The following is a 20,046-nucleotide window of genomic DNA, read 5'->3' on the forward strand; positions in this document are numbered from 1 at the left end:
TGGTAACACGTTTTTCAGATTCGTAACACTCTTTCAGGTGGACGGCGCCTCCAACGCGGACGGCGCCTCCAACGCGAGCGATGCGGCCAACGCTTCCAACGCGGCCGGCCGCATCCCGCCTCAGGCCGCCGTGCTCTGCCGCACGATGTCGAGCAGCTCCTGCCGCGATCCCACCTGCAGCTTCGCGTACACGTTCGAGCGATGGCGCTTCACGGTGTTCTCCGACAGCACGAGGGTCTCGGCGATGTGCTTGAGGGAGTTGCCCTCGGCGAGCAGCGCGAAGACGTCGGTCTCGCGCGGCGTGAGGTCGTGCTGCGCGGCGAGGAGCCCGATCGCCTCCTGACGCTCCGAAGCCTCGCGCGCGATGCCGCCCTCGAAGGCGAACAGGCCGCGCTCGTGGCGCGCCAGCGCGAAGGCGGCAAGCAGGATGGCCAGGGCGAGCAGGCAGATGAGCCCGCGCGAGGCGATGCCGAGGTGGATGGCGACGTTGCCCATGCCGCTCGCCAGGTAGTAGATGGCCAGCATGACGTACGTCGACGACGCCGAGCTCGCTTGGGGGAGCAGGCGGGATTCGTGGGCCGAGCAGGCGACGAGGATGAAGCTGACCCAGTGAAGCGAGCTCGTCGCGCCGAGGATCGGCTCGGTCAGCCCCGGGTACACGAACCACAGCAGGATGAGCGTTGCGAAGAACACGGCGCTGAGGAACAGGAACCAGGTGACGTTCATGGTCCTCAGCATGAACAGCCCGGCGAAGAGGAACACCATGCCGACGAGGGGGACCGTCGCCACGCCGATCTCCTGCTGGGCGGCGGGTGCGTTGAGGATAAAGAACTGCGTGGTGGCGAACCCCATGATGGCGGCGTAGATGGCGACGAAGGGGATGCGCTTCGCCGTCGCGAGGGCGTCCGCGGGCTGCGCTCCGGCGCCGTTGCGCATGCGGGCGCCCGCGCCGCGGTACGCCAGCGCGAACGACAGGCAGGAGGCGAGGGGCGCGCAGATCGACCACCCGATGAGCGCATGCGACCCGCCGGCGAACAGCGCGGCCGCGACGCCGGCGTACACCAGGCCCAGCGAGAGCGACACCATGGTCTCGCGCAGCGATTGCTCGGTCGGCCGATGGATCCACAGGATGTGGGCGAGCCCGAAGAGCACGCTGGAGGCCGCCGTCCAGGCGAGGTAGAACGCGCGGGGCGCCAGCAGGTTCCACGCCGCGCAGGCGGCCAGGGCGGGAATCGCGAGCGCGCAGACGAGCATGAGCGCCATCGCGCCGCGCACGAGGCGGCGGGTGCCGAGGGACTTGTGCAGCAGGTAGCCGATCGCAAGCGTCGCGGCGATGAGGAAGCTGACGGGCAGCGTGTTGGAGCCGCCCGCCTCGGCGATTCCGGTCGTGGAGCCGAGGGGCCCTTCGACGATCCAGGGATGCGAGAAGAAGTACCAGAGCGTCGCGTTGCCGAAACCCACCGAGGACAGCAGCAGGGGCGCGTTGTTCGGGCTCTTCATGCGAGCGGGTCTCCCTCGAGGCGATCGGAAACGGAAAAAGCCGAATCCGCCCGGCTATCGCGTGCGGATTCGGCCATTATACCAAGCGCGCCGGCTCTTTACGCAGCGCGCGCCGCCCTGCTTATTCCGTTGAGGCTTCCGCCGCGGCGTTGCGTCCCGCGATGCGCCCGAACACGAGCACGTCGAGCATGGACGAGCCGCTGCCCATGTACCAGCCGTAGATGGTTCCCGCGTTGCGTCCCGCGGCGTACAGGCCGGGGATGATCTCGCCGTCGTTGCCCAGCACGTGCGCGTCGAGGTCGATGGCGAGGCCTCCGCAGCTCGCCGTGTAGCACTGTTCCGACCCCGCCGCGAACACGTGCAGGGTCCCCTCGTCCAAGGCCTTGAGGAACTGCTGCTTCTTGCCGAACTCCCGATCGCTGCCCAGCGCGGCGGACTCGTTGTAGAACGCGACCGTGCGCTGCAGCACGTCGGGGTCGATGCCGGTTTTGGCGGCGATCTCGCCCAGGTCGCTCGAGCTGACGAGGGGGTCTCCCAGCTTGCCGCCCCCTTCGGCGCGGGTCGCGTCGTCGACGATCAGGTAGCAGCTCGAGGTGGGGGCCATGATGATGGCCCTCCCGAGGAACGAGTTGTACTCGTCCTCGGCGACGATGCGGCGGCCGGTGCCGTCCACGAGGATGCCCCGCGCCAGCGGCTCGCTGAACGTCACGATCGTGTACCCGATCTGGAAGCACCCCATGCCGCGCGTCGCGGCGTCGAGGGCGAGCCCCATGAGGATGCCGGAGCCGTTCTCGGAGCCCGCCGTGGTCAGGCGAGGGCCGCGCTTGTTGAGGAACGGGTAGTTCGCGTTCAGCATCGCCTCGTTGTCCACGAAGCCCCCGCAGGTGAGCACGACGCCCTTCTTCGCCTTCACGAACACGTCGCCCTTCGGCCCCTTCGCGGCGATGCCCACGACGCGGCCGCCGCCGTCGGTCAGCAGGCTTGCGCCCGGCGTCTCGTACATGACCTCGACGCCGGCGGCTTCGACGGCTCCCTTGAGCGCGGCGAACATGTCCTGGCCGGTGGAGCCCGGCTGCGGGCAGTGCCCGCGCGGCGCCGGGGCGGCCACGGCGGCGAAGTCGCGGGCGCGCTCGTTGCCGCTGTACATCAGGCTGATGCCGCCCTTGTCGGCCGACAGGTTGCGGTTCTCGTCGCAGATGCCCGACTCGAAGTCCATGCCGTGCTCGACGAGCCAACGATACAGGTCGGGCGCCGATTCGCACACCAGCCTGATGGCGTCGTCGTCGGCGTTCTCGCCCGCCGCGGCGGACAGGTAGGCGTAGAAGTTCTCCGTGCTGTCCTCGATCCCGAACTTCTTCTGCAGATCGGTGCCTCCCATCATGATGTAGCCGCCGTTGGCCGCCGTCGAGCCGCCGCCCTGGGAGTTGAGCTCGAGCAGCACGACGCTCGCCCCCGCTTCCGCGGCCTCGATCGCCGCGGCCGAGCCCGCGCCTCCGAAGCCCACCACGACGACGTCGGCTTCGGACGTCCAGCTCACGCCCTCGGCGCTGCCGGCCCCGACCGTCGCGGAGCCGGCGTCCTGCCCGGCGTCGGACGTGGCCTTCGGCGCGCAGGCCGAAAGGGCGCCGAGCGCGGCGATGCCCGAGCCCGCGAGGGCCACCCCCTTCACGAACGAGCGACGCGAGTAGAACGATGCATTCCCTTGTTCCATTTCTCCTCCTTGTTTCGTTGGAACATGCGGCTCCCAGCGTGCCGCGCCGCCGCGTCGCTGCCGAGACCTGGAAAGGGCCAAACCGACCGAAAGGCGCATGGCCCTTTTCGGGCCATGCGCCTTTCCCGGAGGCTTCCCCAGGGGTCGTTCGCGTAACGCTTCCGCCCGAACCTTCCCCGTGCGGGTATAATGGGATAAAACTCCTGGGGAGGGGATCATATGGATACAGAGGTTGCAGTCGCGCCGATCGGTTTTTTGTCCCATGACGGAACGTCCACCATCAAAGGCCTCGTGTGGGAGCAGGCGCAGGCGCGGGGAAGCCGCCGCCGCACGGCTCCGCGCGGCGTCGTGCAGATCGTCCACGGCATGGTCGAGCACGTGGGGCGCTACGACGAGTTCGCGCGCTTCCTCGTGGGACGCGGCTTCGTGGTGTGCGCCGCCGACCACATCGGCCACGGCAAGAGCGTGGCCTCCGCAGACGAGCTGGGCTGCCTGCCGCCGGACGGCAAGGAGATCCTCATCGAGGACGTCCACGAGCTGCGCAAGACCGTCACCGCCCGCTACTCGCGCCAGACGCCCTACATCATGTTCGGCCACTCCATGGGCAGCTTCGTCACGCGCGCCTACCTGGCCCGCTACGGCGAGGACGTGGCGGCGGCCGTCATCTGCGGCACGGGCCAGCAGCCCCTCGTCCTGTCGAAGGCCGGCAACGCGCTGGCGCGCTTCCTCGCGAAGACGAAGGGGCCCGACTACCGCAGCACGCTCCTGGACAACATGGGCGTGGGCGCGTACGCCAAGCAGGTCGAGAACCCGCGCACGCCGCACGACTGGATATCCACCGACCCGGCCGTCGTGGACGCCTACATCGCCGACGAGCTGTGCGGCGCCCTGTTCTCCGTCGGCGGCTACGCCACGCTCACCGATCTGACGGGCGAGGTGGTGTCGCCGTCGTGCGCGGCGAAGGTGCCGAAGGACCTGCCCGTGCTGTTCGTCTCCGGCGCCGAGGACCCGGTGGGCGGTTGCGGCAAGGGCGTGCGGGCGGCGGCCGACTTGCTGCGCCGCGCCGGTGTGCAGGATGTGGAGGTGAAGCTGTACGAGGGCATGCGCCACGAAATCCTCAACGAACCGGGGCGGGCTCAGGTTTATACTGAGACGGTCGATTGGATTGAGGAGCATGCATGCCAAAGTACGTCGTAGCGCTCGACCAGGGAACCACCTCGTCGCGCGCCATGCTCGTCGACGCGCGCGGGTGCGTCGTCGATGCGGTGCAGAACCCGTTTCCCCAGCTCTATCCGCAGCCCGGGTGGGTCGAGCACGACCCGCGCGACATTCTGTCGTCGCAGCTGGGAGCGCTCACCGAGCTGTTGGTGGCGCACAACCTCGGCTCGGAGGACATCGACAGCATCGGCATCACGAACCAGCGCGAGACCACCGTGGTGTGGAACCGCGAAACGGGGGAGCCCGTGATGAACGCCATCGTGTGGCAGTGCCGCCGCACGGCGCCCATCATCGACGAGCTGACGGCCGATCCGCAGGTGTCGCGCGCCATCGTCGACAAGACGGGGCTCGTGCCCGACGCCTACTTCTCCGCCAGCAAGATCAAGTGGATCCTCGACCACGTGGAGGGCGCCCGCGCCGACGCCGAGGCCGGCAAGCTGGCCTTCGGCACCGTCGACACGTGGCTCATCTGGATGCTCACGCAGGGCCGCGTGCACGCCACCGACGTGACGAACGCCAGCCGCACCATGCTGTTCGACATCCACGAGCTCGCATGGGACCCCTGGCTGCTCGACCTGTTCGGCATCCCCGCGTCCATGCTTCCCGACGTGCGTCCCTCGTCGGGCGAGTTCGGCCGCACTGCCAGCGCCGGCATCGTGCCGAACGTGCCCATCTGCGGCGTGGCGGGCGACCAGCAGGCGGCCCTGTTCGGGCAGTGCTGCTTCGAACCGGGCCAGGCGAAGAACACGTACGGCACCGGCTGCTTCCTGCTCATGCACACGGGCGGCGAGGCGTGCCGCTCCACGCACAACCTCGTCACCACCATCGCCGCGTCGGGCCCCGGCGCGGGCCCCGAGTACGCGCTCGAGGGCAGCGTGTTCATGGCCGGCGCGCTCATGCAGTGGCTGCGCGACGACCTGGGCATCATCGACGACGTGGCCGACACTTCGGCCATCGCCCGCAGCGTGAACGGCACCGACGGCGTGTACGTGGTGCCCGCGTTCACCGGCCTGGGCGCGCCGTACTGGGACGCCGAGGCGCGCGGTGCCATCTACGGGCTCACGCGCGGCACCGGCCGGGCGCACATCGTGCGCGCCGCGCTCGAGTCGCTCGCGTACCAGGTGCGCGACCTCGCGGTGGCCATGGAGGCCGACGCCGGCGTGCCGCTCAGCGTGCTCAACGTGGACGGCGGCGCGTCCGCGAACGATTTCCTCATGCAGTTCCAAAGCGACATCCTGCGCACGCCGCTGCGCCGGCCCCAGAACGCCGAGACGACCGCGCTCGGCGCCGCGTTCCTCGCGGGCCTGGCAACCGGGTTCTGGAAGGACGCCGACAGCCTCCGCGCCCTGCGCTCGTCGGACGCGATCTACGAGCCCGGCATGGAAGACGAGCGCCACGAGAACCTGCTCGAGGGCTGGAAGCGCGCCGTCGAGCGCACGATGAGCTAACGAAAGGACGAATCGATGAAGATCAGCATTGCAAGCGACCATGCGGGGTTCGAGCAGAAGCAGGCGCTCGTCGACTACCTGGCCTCGCAGGGCCATGACGTGATCGACCGCGGCCCCGACTGCGACGACCGCGTGGACTACCCGGACTACGCCGCGCTCGTTGCGCACGACGTGGTGGACGGCGCCGCCGAGCGCGGCGTGCTCGTGTGCGGCACGGGCATCGGCATGGCCGTGGCCGCCAACAAGATCGACGGCATCCGCGCCGCCAACGTCACCAGCCCGCTGTTCGCCGCCCTCGCGCGCGAGCACAACGACGCGAACGTCGTCGCCGTGTCGGGCCGCTTCGTCGACGAGCCCACGAACCGCGAGATCCTCGACGCCTTCGTCAGCACCGCCTTCGGGGGCGGGCGCCACGCAGGTCGCGTGGAGAAGATCGCCGCTCTCGAGAACGAATAACCGGGCGGGCCGCGCGCCCGCCGTCCTGTGCTAGCATGATCACTTCGCTTCGTACTCATCGAAAGGAACCGCCCATGGCCCTCCAGTACGTACCCCAGACCGATCCGGCCGTCGCCGACGCGATGCGCCAGGAGCTCGCCCGCGAGCGCGACTCCATCGAGCTCATCGCCTCGGAGAACTTCACGTCGCCCGCCGTCATGGAGGCCGTGGGCAGCGTGCTCACGAACAAGTACGCCGAGGGCTATCCCGGCAAGCGCTACTACGGCGGCTGCGAGAAGGTCGACCTCGTGGAGGACCTCGCGCGCGACCGCGCCTGCGAGCTGTTCGGCGCGAACTTCGCGAACGTGCAGCCCCACTGCGGCGCGAACGCGAACTTCGGCGCGTACGCCGCGCTGCTCGAGCTGGGCGACACGGTGCTGGGCATGAGCCTCGACCAGGGCGGCCACCTCACGCACGGCTCGCCGGTGAACTTCTCGGGGCGCTTCTACAACTTCGCCGCCTACGGCCTCGATCCCGAGACCGAGACCATCGACTACGACGAGGTGGAGCGCATCGCCAAGGACGTCCGCCCGAAGCTCCTCGTGGGCGGCGCGAGCGCCTACCCGCGCGTCATCGACTTCGAGCGCATGGCCGCCATCGCGCACGAGGTGGGCGCGTACTTCATGGTGGACATGGCCCACATCGCCGGCCTCGTGGCCACGGGCGCGCACCCGAGCCCCGTGCCGCACGCCGACGTCGTGACGTCCACGAGCCACAAGACGCTGCGCGGCCCGCGCGGCGGCTTCATCCTGTCCAACGACGAGGACATCGCCAAGAAGATCGACAAGGCCGTGTTCCCCGGCGCGCAGGGCGGCCCGCTCATGCACGTCATCGCCGGCAAGGCCATCGCGTTCGGCGAGGCCCAGCAGCCCGCCTACAAAGAGTACATCGACCACGTGGTGGAGAACGCCCGCACGCTCGGCCAGGGCATGATGGACGGCGGCCTGCGCCTCGTGTCCGGCGGCACCGACAACCACCTGTGCCTCGTCGACCTCACGGCCGCCGACGTCACGGGCAAGGACGCCGAGAGGCTGCTCGAGAGCGTGGGCCTCACGGTGAACAAGAACTCCATCCCCAACGAGCCGCGCAGCCCGTTCGTCACGAGCGGCATCCGCGTGGGCTCCGCCGCCGCCACCACGCGCGGCTTCACGGCCGACGACTTCTACGAGGTGGGGCAGCTCATCGCCGCCACGGTGTTCAACGCCGCCGATGACGCGAAGCTCGCCGACGTGCGCGCCAAGGCCGACGCCCTGCTGGCCGCCCACCCGCTCTACCCCGAGCTCGACTACTAGAACCGAACAGGAACCAGACCGCAAGAAAGAAGGCCTCGCCCATGCACTACGACCGCGTCACCGTCGTCGACCACCCGATGGTCCAGCACAAGCTGTCCAAGCTGCGCAACAAGAACACGTCCTCGAAGGATTTCCGCGCGCTCGTGCGCGAGCTGGCCATGTTCGAGGGCTACGAGGCCACGCGCGACCTGGCGCTCGAGGACGTCGAGGTGGAAACGCCCATCTGCAAGACCACGTGCAAGCAGGTGGCGGGCAAGAAGATGGTCATCGTCCCCATCCTGCGCGCCGGCCTCGGCATGGTGGAGGGGCTGCAGGAGCTCATGCCCTCCACGTTCGTCGGCCACCTCGGCATGTACCGCGACCCCGACACGCACGAGCCGCACGAGTACTACGCGAAGCTGCCCGACAGCATCGCCCAGCGCAGCGTGCTCGTGGTGGACCCGATGCTGGCCACGGGCGGTTCGGCCACGGCGGCCATCCACTACCTGCGCCAGCAGGGCGTGAAGAACGTCAAGCTCGTCGTGCTCGTGGCGGCGCCCGTCGGCATCGAGGCCGTGCTCGCGGCCGATCCCGACGTGCAGATCTACACCTGCGCCATCGACGAGTGCCTGAACGATCGCGCCTACATCGTCCCCGGCCTCGGCGACGCCGGCGACAGGATCTTCGGCACGAAGTAACGCGCCGGGGCCGGCGCCCTTTCACGGCGCCGGCCTCTGTTCTGCGAGCCGCACGCGCCGCCCCGCGCCGTAGGAAGCTTGAACCGAGAGACGGGATGCCCATGGAAACGACAACCGAGCCTTTGCTTGACAAGCGCCCCAGCTGGGACGAGTACTTCATGACGCTGGCGAACGAGGTGGCCACCCGCACCACCTGCACGCGCCGCGCCGTGGGGGCGGTCATCGTGAAGGACCGTCGCATCCTGGCCACCGGCTACAACGGCGTGCCCACGGGCATGCTCCACTGCGCCGAGACCGGCTGCCTGCGCTCTCAGCTCGGCGTGCCCAGCGGGCAGCGCCACGAGATCTGCCGCGGTCTGCACGCCGAGCAGAACGCCATCATCCAGGCGGCGCGCTACGGCATCAACATCACGGGCGCGTCCATCTACATCAACACGCAGCCGTGCGTCGTGTGCGCCAAGATGCTCATCAACGCCGGCATCGAGGAGATCGTCTACCAGAACCCGTATCCCGACGAGCTGGCCATGTCCATGCTCGAGGAGGCGGGCATGAAGCTGCGCGTGTTCGACCTGTAGGGGAGGGCGCCCGAGGGCGGCCCCGGCGCCCTCCGCGGCCGCCCGCCCGCGCTCCGCCCGCCTTTTATACGGTTTCGCTCACCGTTCACGCGAGCTTTATGCAGTTTTTTGACCGGTTTATTCCTCCACTCACCCTATTTTTGTAACTTTTTGTAACCTCGACGTTGGACAAACGTGAAGTTCCGTTATCATACGTCGTGGCTTGGTATGGATGCGCGCGTGTGCGCTCGACGGTCAAGAAGAAAGTGGGACATGGCACTAGCTATTGTACTGGGGGCGCTTGCAGGCATCGCGGGGTTCGCTCCGCTGTTCGCCGGTTTGCGCATGACGAGACGAGTGACCGATACCAGCAACCTGGGGCACGCCGGTGCCCTTCTTTTGGGTGTGCTGCTCTCCGTCGCTGTGCTTTTCGTTACGGCTATCGCCTGCGCGCTGCTTGCGCGCGAATTCGTCCTGCCCTTTGTTCTTGCCGAGGTCGTGGCTCTTTCCGTCGCGGCTATCGGGTTCGGCGTCAGCAATCTCGTGCGGAAGTAAGATGGAAAGGTAAAGACACGTGAATCCTCTTGAATCCCTAGCGGAACAGGTACCCCACCTGCAGCATTCTTTCGATTCCGCCTTCGTGTTCGGGTCGGGGTCGTTCGGCATGACGCAGTACGTGCTGTGGATGCTCATCTGCTTCCTCATCACGCTTGTCGTCGTGCTCGCGGCCAGCAAGCGCCTCACGATCATCCCCACGAACAAGTTCACCAACATGGTGGAGTACGGCTACGAGTTCGTGAAGAAGGACATGGGCGAAAGCGCCATCGGCCACGGCTACAAGAAGCACCTGCCGTTCCTGGCCACGCTGTTCTTCTTCATCCTGATCAGCAACTTCGTGGGCCTCATCCCGGGCTGCAAGACCCCCACGGGGTCCATCAGCATCACCTGGGCGCTCTCGGCCATCTCGTTCATCTACTTCATCTTCTGGGGCATCAAGGCGAAGGGCCTCGGCGGCTACCTCAAGTCGTTCGCTCCGGCCGGCCTGCCGCTGCCGATGGTTCCCATCGTGTGGTTCCTCGAGCTGTTCTCCACCGTGCTGCGCGTGCTCACGCTGGCCGTTCGACTCTACGGCAACATGTTCGCCGGCCACATGGTCCTCGGCATTTTCGCGCTGCTCACCAGCGTGTTCATCGGTTCCGCCATCCAGGGCGCGGGCGTTGCCGTCGGCGGCGTCTCCATCGCGTGGATGCTGTTCCTGTTCGCGATGTACGCGCTGGAAGTTCTGGTGGCGTTCCTGCAGGCCTACGTGTTCACCATCCTCAGCGCGGTGTACATCGGCCTGGCCACGTCCGACCACTAGGTCGCGATCGAGGCCCCTCGCGCCCAAGCGCGGGAAACGTTAGGTGTTTAGCCGGCTATTCCACGGCTGGTTGACATAGAAGGTGTCCATGGTTCTCGGGAAAAGCCCGAGAACGGTAAAAGGAGGAAACTGTGGAAATTACACTCGCTCTTGCGGCTTTGAAGCTCGTGGGCTACGGCCTGTCGACCATCGGCCCTGGCCTGGGCATCGGCATCGCCTGCTACGGCTGCTGCGTTGCGACCGCTCGCCAGCCCGAACTGCAGGGTCGTCTGTTCACGAACTTCATCATCGGTGCCGCTCTCGCCGAGGCTCTGGGCCTCATCGGCTTCGTGCTTACCTTCATCGTGTAACAAGCCTCATTCGGATACCGTGCCGTATAAGGCTTACAAGGAGGTAACGTACGTGAAAGCTAAAGCGAAAGAAACATCGGCCCGCATCGGGCTTGCCGCGCTTGCCGGCGCCGGCATGACGTTTGCTTTCCCTGCGCTCGCGTTCGCGGCTGAAGAAGAGTCATCGGGCGGCCTGAGCGCCATCCTGCCCGACATGGCGGAGTTCATCCCCATGCTCGTGATCTTCATCCTGCTTTGGATCGTTCTGGCCAAGTTCGGTTGGCCGAAGTTCGAGGCCATGCTGGAGAAGCGCGAGATGACCATCAAGGATTCCCTTGAGAAGTCCGAGCAGGCTCGCGTCGAAAGCGAGCGCGTGCTTGAGGAATACAAACGCCAGTTGGAGGATGCCAAGACCCAGGCCGCCCAGATCGTCGCCGATGCGAAGAAGACGGGCGAGGCCGTGAAGGCCGACATCACCGACAAGGCGCAGTCCGAGGCCACCGCGATGATCGACAAGGCGCACAACGCCATCGAAGCGGAGAAGAAGGCCGCCATCTCCGAGCTCCAGGGCTCGGTTGCCGACCTGTCCGTCGCCGTTGCGTCTCGCCTGATCGGCGAGGATCTCGACGACGCCGAGCACCGCAAGATCATCGAGCGCTACGTGAACGAGGCGGGCAGTTTCAATGCCAACTAACCGCCAAATTCTCAAAGAGAAGGTCGCGACGTATGCGTCCGTTCTGTTGGACGGCGCATACGAAGCAGGCGGTCAGGACGCCGTGCTCGAGGTCCGCGACCAGGCCGAGCGCATCATGCGCATCGCACGTTCGAACATGGATCTCTCCGACGCCTTGGAGGACAGCTCCTATACGCCCGAGCAGAGGGGTCAGCTGGTGCGCAACCTGTTCGCATCATGCAACCCCGTCCTCGTCGACGTTCTGGCCGTCATGGCCGAGCGCGGGGACTTCGCGTTGCTGTCGCGCGTATGGGCCAGCTATGGAGAACAGCTCGAACAGAAGCTGAACGTCACCGTCGTCGACGTCACGACCGTCGTCGACCTGGACGATCATCTGCGCGAGGTCATTACGAAGAAAGCTGAGGCCGACCTGGGAACGAACGTCGTGTTGCGCGAGCACATCGACCCGTCCCTGCTCGGCGGCATATTGATGAGCGCCAACGGCAAGCGAATCGACGCCAGCGTCCTGTCGCAGTTGGAAAGCGCTCGCAACGTGCTCAAACTATCAACAGATGGAGGTGAATGCTAGTGACTGAAATCACCGCACAGTCTATTGACGATGCACTGCGCAAGCAGCTTGATGCCCTCAATACGAGCGTCGAGTCTCGCGAAGTCGGAACCGTCATCCAGATCGGCGACGGCATTGCGCGCGTCGACGGTCTCAAAGACGCCATGGCGGGCGAGCTCCTCGAGTTCGTGGGTTCCAACGGCCAGACCGTCTACGGTATGGCCCAGAACCTCGAAGAGGACGAAGTCGGCGCCGTGTTGCTTGGTGACGTCACCGCAATCAAGGAAAACGATCAGGTCAAGACGACCGGTCGTATCGTGGAGATCCCCTCGGGCAAAGAGATGCTCGGCCGCGTGGTGAACCCGCTCGGCCTGCCGATCGACGGCAAGGGCCCCATCAAGGCCGACGGCATGCGCCCGGTGGAGTTCAAGGCTCCCGGCGTCATCCAGCGCCAGCCCGTCGAGGAGCCGATGCAAACCGGCATCCTGGCCATCGACTCGATGATCCCCATCGGTCGCGGCCAGCGCGAGCTGATCATCGGCGACCGCCAGACCGGCAAGACGTCCATCGCGGTTGATGCCATCATCAACCAAAAGGGCAAGGACATGATCTGCATCTACGTCGCCATCGGCCAGAAGGCATCCACGGTTGCCGGCCTGGTGGAGACGCTGGAGAAGCATGGCGCGATGGAGTACACGATCATCGTGAACGCCTCCGCGTCCGACTCCGCGCCGCTGCAGTACATCGCCCCGATGGCGGGTGCCGCAATCGGCGAGTACTTCATGTACAACGGCGAGGACGGCCAGCCGGCCACGGCCGAGAACCCGGGCCGTCACGTGCTGTGCATCTACGACGACTTGTCCAAGCAGGCCGTGGCCTACCGCCAGATGTCGCTGACGCTGCGCCGCCCGCCGGGACGCGAAGCCTACCCGGGCGACATCTTCTACCTGCACTCCCGCTTGCTGGAGCGCGCGGTCAAGATGTCCGACGAGTACGGTGCGGGCTCGCTCACGGCGCTGCCCATGATCGAGACGCAGGCCGGCGACGTGTCCGCCTACATCCCGACCAACGTCATCTCCATCACGGACGGTCAGATCTTCCTGTCCACCGACCTGTTCTTCCAGGGCCAGCGCCCCGCGGTCAACGTCGGCATCTCGGTGTCGCGCGTCGGCGGCTCCGCGCAGGTCAAGGCTATGAAGCAGGTTGCCGGCACGCTGCGCCTCGACCTCGCGTCCTATCGCGAGCTGCAGGCGTTCACGCAGTTCGGCAGCGACCTGGACAAGTCCACGCAGGATCAGCTGAACCGCGGTGCCCATATGACCGAGCTGTTGAAGCAGGGTCGTTACGTGCCGATGCCCGTCATGGATCAGGCTATGTCCATCTACGCTGGTGCGCATGGCTACCTCGACGACATCCCCGTGCCCGACGTCGTCCGCTTCCGCGGCGAGTTCCTCGACTTCATCCACGCTTCCAAGCCGGAGATCGTCGAAGCGCTCGAGAAGGCGCAGAAGTTTACCGACACCATCGAAACCGACCTGAACGCTGCGATTGAAGCTTTCAAGCTGCAGTTCTCGCCTTCGGTTTCCTAAGGCAGGTAGACTATGCCCAACCTTCACGACATAGAAAGGCGTATCGGCTCCGTCTCTTCGACGAAGCAGATTACGCGTACCATGCAGATGGTGGCGGGTGCCAAAGTCCGTCGCGCTGGAGAGCGCGTGACGGCTGCGACCCCGTATGCCGATTCCATGGTTGAAATGTTGGCCAACGTTGCCAAGCGTGTAGGTGGCTCCGAAAACGCACTGTTGCGCACGCACGACGAAGTGAAGAACGTGCTGTTCGTCGTGGTCGTGTCGGACCGCGGTCTTGCCGGCGGTTTCAACAGCAACGTGCTCAGGCACGTCGAGCGTCTCATGAAGGAAAAGCAGGCCGCAGGCGCGTCCGTCGAGATCGTTGCCTGCGGTAAGAAGGCCGTCGGGTACTTCACCTACCGAAATGTGGAGCCGAAGCTCGCGTTCGCGGATCTCTCTGCGGATCCGACGATGGAGGAGGCCGCTTCCGTTGCGGCGTATGCCATCGACGGGTACGAGAACGGCACGATCGACGAAGTGGTCGTCGTGTACAACCACATGAAGAACGCTGCCGAGCAGGTGCTGCGCGAGGAGCTCGTGCTGCCTGTCGACACCACTGCGCTCGAGGCCGAGCTTGCCGCCGACGGCGTGCAGCTGTCCGAGGGCGATGCGAGGCTTGAGGGCGACGTGATCTTCGAGCCGAGTGCCGAGGCCGTTCTCGACCGCTTGCTGCCGGCGTATGTGCGTACGACGCTGTACCATGCGCTCATCGACTCGGCAGCCGCCGAGCAGGGCGCGCGCCGCAACGCCATGATGTCGGCTACGGACAACGCTACCGAAGTGATCGAAACGTTGACTAGACTGTATAACCGCGTACGCCAGGGCGCTATCACGACGGAGATTTCCGAGATCGTCGGTGGCGCAGCGGCTTTGGAGGATTAAATGGCTGAACAATTACTTACGAAGGAGGAGATCGAGGCCAGCAAAGGCGCTGTCGGACGCATCGTGCGTATCGTCGGTCCCGTTGTCGACGTCGAGTTCCCCCCTGATCAGCTGCCGGCGATTTACAACGCGCTGACGGTTGATGCGAAAACCCTGGCGGGCGACTTGCACCTCGTGCTCGAGGTTGCGACGCACCTGCCGGGCAACCTGGTCCGCTCGGTGTCCATGAGCTCGACGGACGGTCTCGTCCGCGGCCTCGATGTGGTGGATACGGGCCATCCGATCATGATGCCCGTGGGTCCCGAGACCCTGGGCCGCATCTGGAACGTCATCGGCGAGCCCATCGATGAGAAGCCGATGCCCGAGGTGCAGGGCTACATGCCCATCCACCGACCGGCCCCGGACTACGACGAGCTGTCCACGACGACCGAGATCTTCGAGACCGGCATCAAGGCCATCGACCTCGTCGAACCCTTCGTCAAGGGCGGCAAGACGGGCCTGTTCGGCGGCGCCGGCGTGGGCAAGACCGTTATCATCCAGGAGCTCATCAACAACCTGGCCCAGGAGCACGGCGGCACGTCGGTGTTCACGGGCGTGGGCGAGCGTACCCGCGAGGGTACCGACCTCTACCTCGAGATGAGCGACTCGGGCGTTATCAACAAGACCTGCCTCGTGTACGGTCAGATGAACGAGCCTCCGGGAGCGCGTCTGCGCGTCGGCCTGGCGGGCCTCACCGAGGCGGAGTACTTCCGCGATCAGGGCCAGGACGTGCTGCTGTTCGTGGACAACATCTTCCGCTTCACGCAGGCCGGCTCCGAGGTGTCCGCTCTGCTCGGCCGTATGCCGTCTGCCGTGGGTTACCAGCCGACGCTGGCCACCGAGATGGGCGACCTGCAGGAGCGCATCACGTCGACGACCACCGGCTCCATCACGTCGGTGCAGGCCGTGTACGTGCCCGCCGACGACTTGACCGACCCCGCGCCGGCCACGACGTTCACGCACCTCGACGCGAAGACGGTTCTGTCCCGTTCGATCTCCGAGCTGGGCATCTACCCGGCCGTCGACCCGCTGGAGTCCACCTCCCGCGCGCTCGACCCGCAGATCGTCGGCGACGAGCACTATCGCGTGGCCGTGGGCATCCAGGAGCTGCTGCAGAACTACAAGGACCTGCAGGACATCATCGCCATCCTCGGCATGGACGAACTGTCCGAGGACCAGAAGAAGATCGTGAACCGTGCCCGCAAGGCGCAGCAGTTCTTCGGCCAATGCTTCCACGTGGCCGAGCAGTTCACGGGCCTGCCGGGCAAGTACGTCAAGCTTGAGGACACGATCCGCTCCTTCGCCGCCATTCTCGACGGCGAGTGCGACGAGATCCCCGAGCAGTGCTTCCGCATGAAGGGCTCCATCGAGGACGTCTACGCTGCGTATGAAGAGATGAAGAAGGCTTCATAATGGCTGGGTTCATGTGCGACATCGTGACGCCGGTGGCGAAGCTGGTCTCGGAAGAGGCCGAGCTCGTCGTCGTGCCCGGCGTCGAAGGCGAGATGGGCTTCCTGAAGGGCCATGCGCCGCTCGTGTCCGTGCTTGCCGATGGCGAGGCGCGCGTGAAGGCGACCGCTGACGGAGATGTGGCGCGCTACGCCCTGCAGGGCGGCTACGTCGAGGTGACGGACGACAAGGTCATCATCCTGGCCGACCGCGCCCTGCCGGTGTCCGCGATCGATGTCGAGCAGGTGCGCGAGCAGCTGGCCGCCATCGAGGAGAAGCTTGCCGGGATTTCCGAGGAGGAAGCCCGCAAGACGACGCTCGCTGCCGACAAGGCGTGGTGCAACGTTCAGCTGAAGGCCGCCCAGGCGGCGTAAGGCTCGAACGCGCTCGACGAGATGCGGCTTGCAGCCGCCGGCAACGCGACGGCCGTACGCCGCTGTTCATGAAAAAGCCCCGGTGATCCACCGGGGCTTTTTTTGCGCGCTTTTCCAAGAACCGATGTTATTCCTGATCAGACCCCGTAGACCAAAAGGGGGAGATTTCCTTCCCGAGAACTATCCTCCCATCGCGAGGATGCCGCCGGCCGGGTGGGCGTCCAGAGTGCTCGGTGCAGCTGATTCGGATGCCGCCTGCGCCGGGACTGCCCGGCGCAGGCGGCTGACATCGAAGGAGGAGGAGCAATGGGCAAGGAACGCAATGCGGCGGAAGAGCCGATGGGGAAGGGTTCGAGCAGGACGGGCATATCGAGGCGATCGTTTTTGGGCGGCGCCACCGTCGCGGCGGCGAGCGCCGCGGTCATGGGGCTGGCGGGATGCTCGCCGCAGCAGCGCTCGGAGGCGGCCGAGGCGTCGTCGGGGACCTCGGCGTCCGCCGCGAACCGGTGGCAGTCCGAGGCGGGTGCCGCGTGGCGCACCGCTCCGGAACCGGTGGACGAGGGAGAGATCGAGGATGCGGGCACCTACGACCTGGTGATCGTGGGCGGCGGGCAGTCCGGTACGTGGACGGCCCGTTCCGCCGCGCGCAACGGCTTGAGCGTGGCGGTCATCGAAAGCCAGCCGGAGGACAACCATATCTACTGCGGCGGCGAGGTGGGCACGGTGAACTGCCAGTGGGCCATCGACAACGGCGCCCAACAGGTTGACAAGACCGAGTTCATGCAAGAGGTGTTCCGACGCAACGCGGGGCGCAGCAACCAGCGTCTCATCGGCGATTACGCAGACCATTCGGGTCGTTTGCTCGACGAGGTGATCGAGGAGATGGGGCCCGAGTGGATGGCGCAGAACGCCCATGTGGGATCGTGCCCTCCCGACGAGTCGATGGTGATCGATCCCTCCGGCTACCGGTACTTCACCGGCACGGTCATCTTCCGCAACCCCGATATGCCCACCACGTCGTGGGCGTGGGCCGACATCATGGCCCAGCAATGCCGCGAGTCCCAGGCCGACGGAGCCGTCTGGGCGTTCGAGCATCACGCCGAGTACCTCGAGAAGGACGACGCGGGCCGGGTGACGTCGGTCGTCGTCAAGAGCCTCGCCGACGGTGCGTACAAGCGCTATACCGGAACGAAGGGCGTCGTGCTCACCGGCGGCGATTTCGCGGGCAACGTGGACATGCTGCGCGATATCAACGACGAGTACCGCCATCTGGCGGAGAGCATGGGCGATATCGAGCTGGCCGTGTGCACGCCGATGATGCTCGACCGCGACGGCTCGGCCATCTCCATGGGCGTGTGGGCCGGCGGGCACATCGAGGTGGGGCCGCACGCGGGCATGAACACGGGCATGGGCGGCGCGAACTGCCCGTGGGGCCCGGGCTCGCTCACGCTGAACCAGAACGGCCGCCGGTTCTGCGACGAGTGCGCGGGCGGAACCGAGGGCGCGGCCTACCTGATCCCGCGCCAGCCGCGCGGGGCGGTCGTGGTCGTCCAGGATGCGAACTGGCAGGATCTGGTGTACGCCATGCCTCCGTGCCATGGCGCCGTCGACTATCGCCACGCCAAGGACTGGCAGGCCACCATCGACCTCATGGCCTCCTACCAGCCCAGCGACGAGCCCCAGTCTGGCGGCGGCAGCGAGGCCGGCGTTGCGAGCAGCAAGACCTATTGCGCCGACACCATCGAACAGCTCGTGAAGATCGTGGGCGTGTGGGACGAAGAGCAGCAGGCTGCGGCCCTCGAGGAGATCAAGCGCTACCAGGGCTTCGCCGAAGCGGGGCTCGACGAGGATTTCGGGAAAGATCCGCGCATCCTCGCCGCCAACAAGTGCTCCACCGGCCCGTTCTACGCCATCGTGTCCGACAACGCCACGCTCGCGCCCGGCATCACCCAGACCACCGGCTTGGACGTGGACGACCAGCACCACGTGCTGGACAGCACGCTCAACCCCATCCCCGGGCTGTTCGCGGCCGGCAACAACGCCGGCAACCGCTTCATCGTGCAGTACGCGACGCCGCTTTCGGGCATGAGCCTGGGGTTCTGCCTGACCGAAGGGTGCCTGCTGGGAGAGCGCATCGCTGCCGGCGAGATCGTGTAGCCCCCTCCTGCCGGGGCCGCGTGCGCGGCCCCGGGTGCGACGAAGGCCCGGGAATCCGCGAGGATCGCCGGGCCTTCCGACGTTCGGGGCGATCGGTGACGGCGCGGCGCGGGGATGTGCGACGGAAGAAGGGATACTGGGGTATAATCATGGGCATCGAGGAGGCGAGGACCGCGTCGGGGGAGGCGGGGACAGGGGAGCTGCCGGATCACGTGAACGCGCCGACGAGCATATCGTTTCGCGAGAGCCTGCCGAAGCCGTTTTCCCGCTTCGCGGGATACGCGTTCGTGCAGTGCTGGGTGCTCGTCATCGGCTCGGGCCGGTTCTTGAGCGCGGAGGCGTCCTCGCCGCAGCAATTCTGGGAGCTGGCGTTCTTCTCGCTGGCGCTGATCCTGTTCATCGTGGCCGCGGTGCTGCTCGCCCCCGTCATCCGCCCGCTGTCCCGTCGCCGCGATCTGGGCATCGCCTTCGCCTGCCTGGGCGCGCTCGGCGCCGCGCTCACCCACCAGGCGTTCCGCGCGTTCTTCCCGCCGCCGCTCGTGTGGGTTGGCGACGCATGCCTGGCCGCCTGCGCGGTCTGGCTGTCGCTGGCCTGGCAGGAGTACTTCGCCACGCAGGGCGCGCGCTCGGCAACGCTGGGCTTCGCCGTGACGGGCATGGTCGGAACGGCGCTGTTCTGCCTGATCAGCATCATGCCTTCGGTTGCCCAAGCGGCATGCAGCATCGCGTTGCCGTTCGCCGGCCTGCTCACGCTGCGTCCGCACCGCGGGGCGCGCTTCTTCACGACGAACGAGCGGATCGTCACCGTGCGCAGCCTGTGCGCCGGCATCGTGCGCGATTGCTCGCCGCGGCTCATGACCATCGTGTGCCTCGTCTCGTTCGGGTTCGGGCTTCTGGGCGCCGTCGCCGCGCGGCAGACGCTCGTGGCCCCCTCCGCCTCGTGGGTGCATCTGGCGTTGAACCTGTCCGGCTCGTGCGTCGTCGTCCTGTGCGTCGTCCACTTCGTGCGCAGTATCGACGTGGTGAAGGTGTTCTCCGCCGCCATCGCCGTGAGCGCGCTGTCCGTGGCGCTGTCCAACGGCTCGTCGGGACTGCTCATGGATGCCGCGGTGTTCCTGTCGGCCTGCGCCGGCAACCTCGCGTTCTTCGTGGCGTGGCTTGCGATGGTCGAGCGCTCGCGCAGCCGCAGGCTGCCCTCGGTCGCCCTCGTCGCGTCGCTGTGGGCGGCCAACCAGGTGGGCCAGTTCGCGGGCCAGGTGACGGCGGAAGTGTGGCCCTTCGGCGCGGCCCTCGCCGGCCAGCTGGTGCTGTGCGCCCTCATCGCGGCGTCGCTTCTGCTGGTCGGCCTCAACGGGCTGCTCGTGCTGAGCGTAGAGGCGCTCGACGGCGCGGAGGAGACGCCGATGGGGCGCAAGGTCCTGCACGTGGCGGAAGCCTGCGGTCTCACGCCGCGCGAGACGGAGATCTTGGGGTTCTGGGCGACGGGCCACAACTCGTCGTACATCGCGGAGCTCCTGCACATCTCGCGCAGCACCATAAAGACCCACGTGACGCACATCTACCAGAAGACGGGAACGTCCAACAAGGAGGAGCTGATCGGCCTGTTGGAGACGAAGGCGTGAGCCCCATCCCCGACGGCGGCTTCTTGTCGGCTTCGTGCGGGGCGGCGGGTTGCCGGATCGGGGAAGAACG

General features: G+C 66.6%; 19 protein-coding genes. 17 read left to right on the top strand and 2 right to left on the bottom strand.

The features are described from left to right. Positions 1–120: 120 nt before the first annotated feature. On the bottom strand, positions 121–1,500 hold the full coding sequence (locus GS424_RS05055; RefSeq protein ID WP_160943147.1) for a helix-turn-helix transcriptional regulator: 1,380 nt from the start codon (positions 1,498–1,500) through the stop codon (positions 121–123). A gap of 121 nt (positions 1,501–1,621) precedes the next feature. Continuing rightward, positions 1,622–3,211, bottom strand: coding sequence for an FAD-dependent oxidoreductase (locus GS424_RS05060; protein ID WP_160943146.1), 1,590 nt, complete (start codon positions 3,209–3,211; stop codon positions 1,622–1,624). Positions 3,212–3,430: 219 nt separating this feature from the next. On the opposite strand from GS424_RS05060, the gene GS424_RS05065 reads away from it, so the two are divergent. The 17 genes from GS424_RS05065 (at position 3,431) to GS424_RS05145 (ending at position 19,976) form a co-directional block, all read left to right on the top strand. Further along, complete coding sequence (locus tag GS424_RS05065) at positions 3,431–4,408, top strand: alpha/beta hydrolase (RefSeq protein ID WP_160943145.1); 978 nt, start codon at positions 3,431–3,433, stop codon at positions 4,406–4,408. After that, the gene (gene glpK / locus GS424_RS05070) at positions 4,390–5,877 is read left to right on the top strand and encodes a glycerol kinase GlpK (protein ID WP_160943144.1); all 1,488 of its coding nucleotides are present in this window, start codon (positions 4,390–4,392) and stop codon (positions 5,875–5,877) included. Before GS424_RS05065 ends, glpK begins: the two co-directional genes overlap by 19 nt. A gap of 15 nt (positions 5,878–5,892) precedes the next feature. After that, a complete protein-coding gene (gene rpiB / locus GS424_RS05075; RefSeq protein ID WP_154334250.1) occupies positions 5,893–6,333 on the top strand; it encodes a ribose 5-phosphate isomerase B in 441 nt (146 codons plus the stop codon). Positions 6,334–6,407: 74 nt separating this feature from the next. Beyond that, entirely contained in the window at positions 6,408–7,664 is a 1,257-nt protein-coding gene (gene glyA / locus GS424_RS05080; protein ID WP_160943143.1) for a serine hydroxymethyltransferase, read from the top strand. 41 nt (positions 7,665–7,705) lie between these two features. After that, positions 7,706–8,341 carry a uracil phosphoribosyltransferase gene (gene upp, locus GS424_RS05085; RefSeq protein ID WP_160943142.1) on the top strand — a complete coding sequence of 212 codons (636 nt, stop codon included), beginning with the start codon at positions 7,706–7,708 and terminating at the stop codon, positions 8,339–8,341. A gap of 101 nt (positions 8,342–8,442) precedes the next feature. Beyond that, on the top strand, positions 8,443–8,916 hold the full coding sequence (locus GS424_RS05090; protein ID WP_160943141.1) for a deoxycytidylate deaminase: 474 nt from the start codon (positions 8,443–8,445) through the stop codon (positions 8,914–8,916). A gap of 252 nt (positions 8,917–9,168) precedes the next feature. Beyond that, positions 9,169–9,450 (top strand): hypothetical protein, encoded by a 282-nt coding sequence (locus GS424_RS05095; protein ID WP_154334246.1) that lies wholly within the window; start codon positions 9,169–9,171, stop codon positions 9,448–9,450. Between the two features lie 19 nt (positions 9,451–9,469). Continuing rightward, positions 9,470–10,255, top strand: coding sequence for a F0F1 ATP synthase subunit A (gene atpB, locus GS424_RS05100; RefSeq protein ID WP_160943140.1), 786 nt, complete (start codon positions 9,470–9,472; stop codon positions 10,253–10,255). Between the two features lie 131 nt (positions 10,256–10,386). Then, on the top strand, positions 10,387–10,605 hold the full coding sequence (gene atpE / locus GS424_RS05105) for an ATP synthase F0 subunit C (RefSeq protein WP_009304825.1): 219 nt from the start codon (positions 10,387–10,389) through the stop codon (positions 10,603–10,605). 52 nt (positions 10,606–10,657) lie between these two features. Continuing rightward, a complete protein-coding gene (gene atpF, locus GS424_RS05110) occupies positions 10,658–11,278 on the top strand; it encodes a F0F1 ATP synthase subunit B (protein WP_160943139.1) in 621 nt (206 codons plus the stop codon). Beyond that, positions 11,268–11,846, top strand: a complete 579-nt coding sequence (gene atpH / locus GS424_RS05115; protein ID WP_154334245.1) for an ATP synthase F1 subunit delta — start codon at positions 11,268–11,270, stop codon at positions 11,844–11,846. Before atpF ends, atpH begins: the two co-directional genes overlap by 11 nt. After that, complete coding sequence (gene atpA, locus GS424_RS05120) at positions 11,840–13,414, top strand: F0F1 ATP synthase subunit alpha (RefSeq protein ID WP_186939311.1); 1,575 nt, start codon at positions 11,840–11,842, stop codon at positions 13,412–13,414. The genes atpH and atpA overlap by 7 nt, the downstream gene beginning before the upstream one ends. Positions 13,415–13,426: 12 nt before the next feature. Then, positions 13,427–14,335, top strand: a complete 909-nt coding sequence (atpG, locus tag GS424_RS05125; RefSeq protein ID WP_154334243.1) for an ATP synthase F1 subunit gamma — start codon at positions 13,427–13,429, stop codon at positions 14,333–14,335. Continuing rightward, positions 14,336–15,787, top strand: coding sequence for a F0F1 ATP synthase subunit beta (gene atpD / locus GS424_RS05130; protein ID WP_160943138.1), 1,452 nt, complete (start codon positions 14,336–14,338; stop codon positions 15,785–15,787). Further along, entirely contained in the window at positions 15,787–16,197 is a 411-nt protein-coding gene (gene atpC / locus GS424_RS05135) for an ATP synthase F1 subunit epsilon (protein ID WP_154334241.1), read from the top strand. Before atpD ends, atpC begins: the two co-directional genes overlap by 1 nt. Before the next feature lie 306 nt (positions 16,198–16,503). Continuing rightward, positions 16,504–18,354 carry an FAD-dependent oxidoreductase gene (locus GS424_RS05140; RefSeq protein ID WP_160943159.1) on the top strand — a complete coding sequence of 617 codons (1,851 nt, stop codon included), beginning with the start codon at positions 16,504–16,506 and terminating at the stop codon, positions 18,352–18,354. Between the two features lie 149 nt (positions 18,355–18,503). Next, a complete protein-coding gene (locus GS424_RS05145; protein ID WP_160943137.1) occupies positions 18,504–19,976 on the top strand; it encodes a helix-turn-helix transcriptional regulator in 1,473 nt (490 codons plus the stop codon). The last annotated feature ends 70 nt before the right edge of the window (positions 19,977–20,046 follow it).

The sequence above is a fragment of the Eggerthella guodeyinii genome (assembly GCF_009834925.2).
Classification (GTDB): Bacteria; Actinomycetota; Coriobacteriia; order Coriobacteriales; family Eggerthellaceae; genus Eggerthella; species Eggerthella guodeyinii.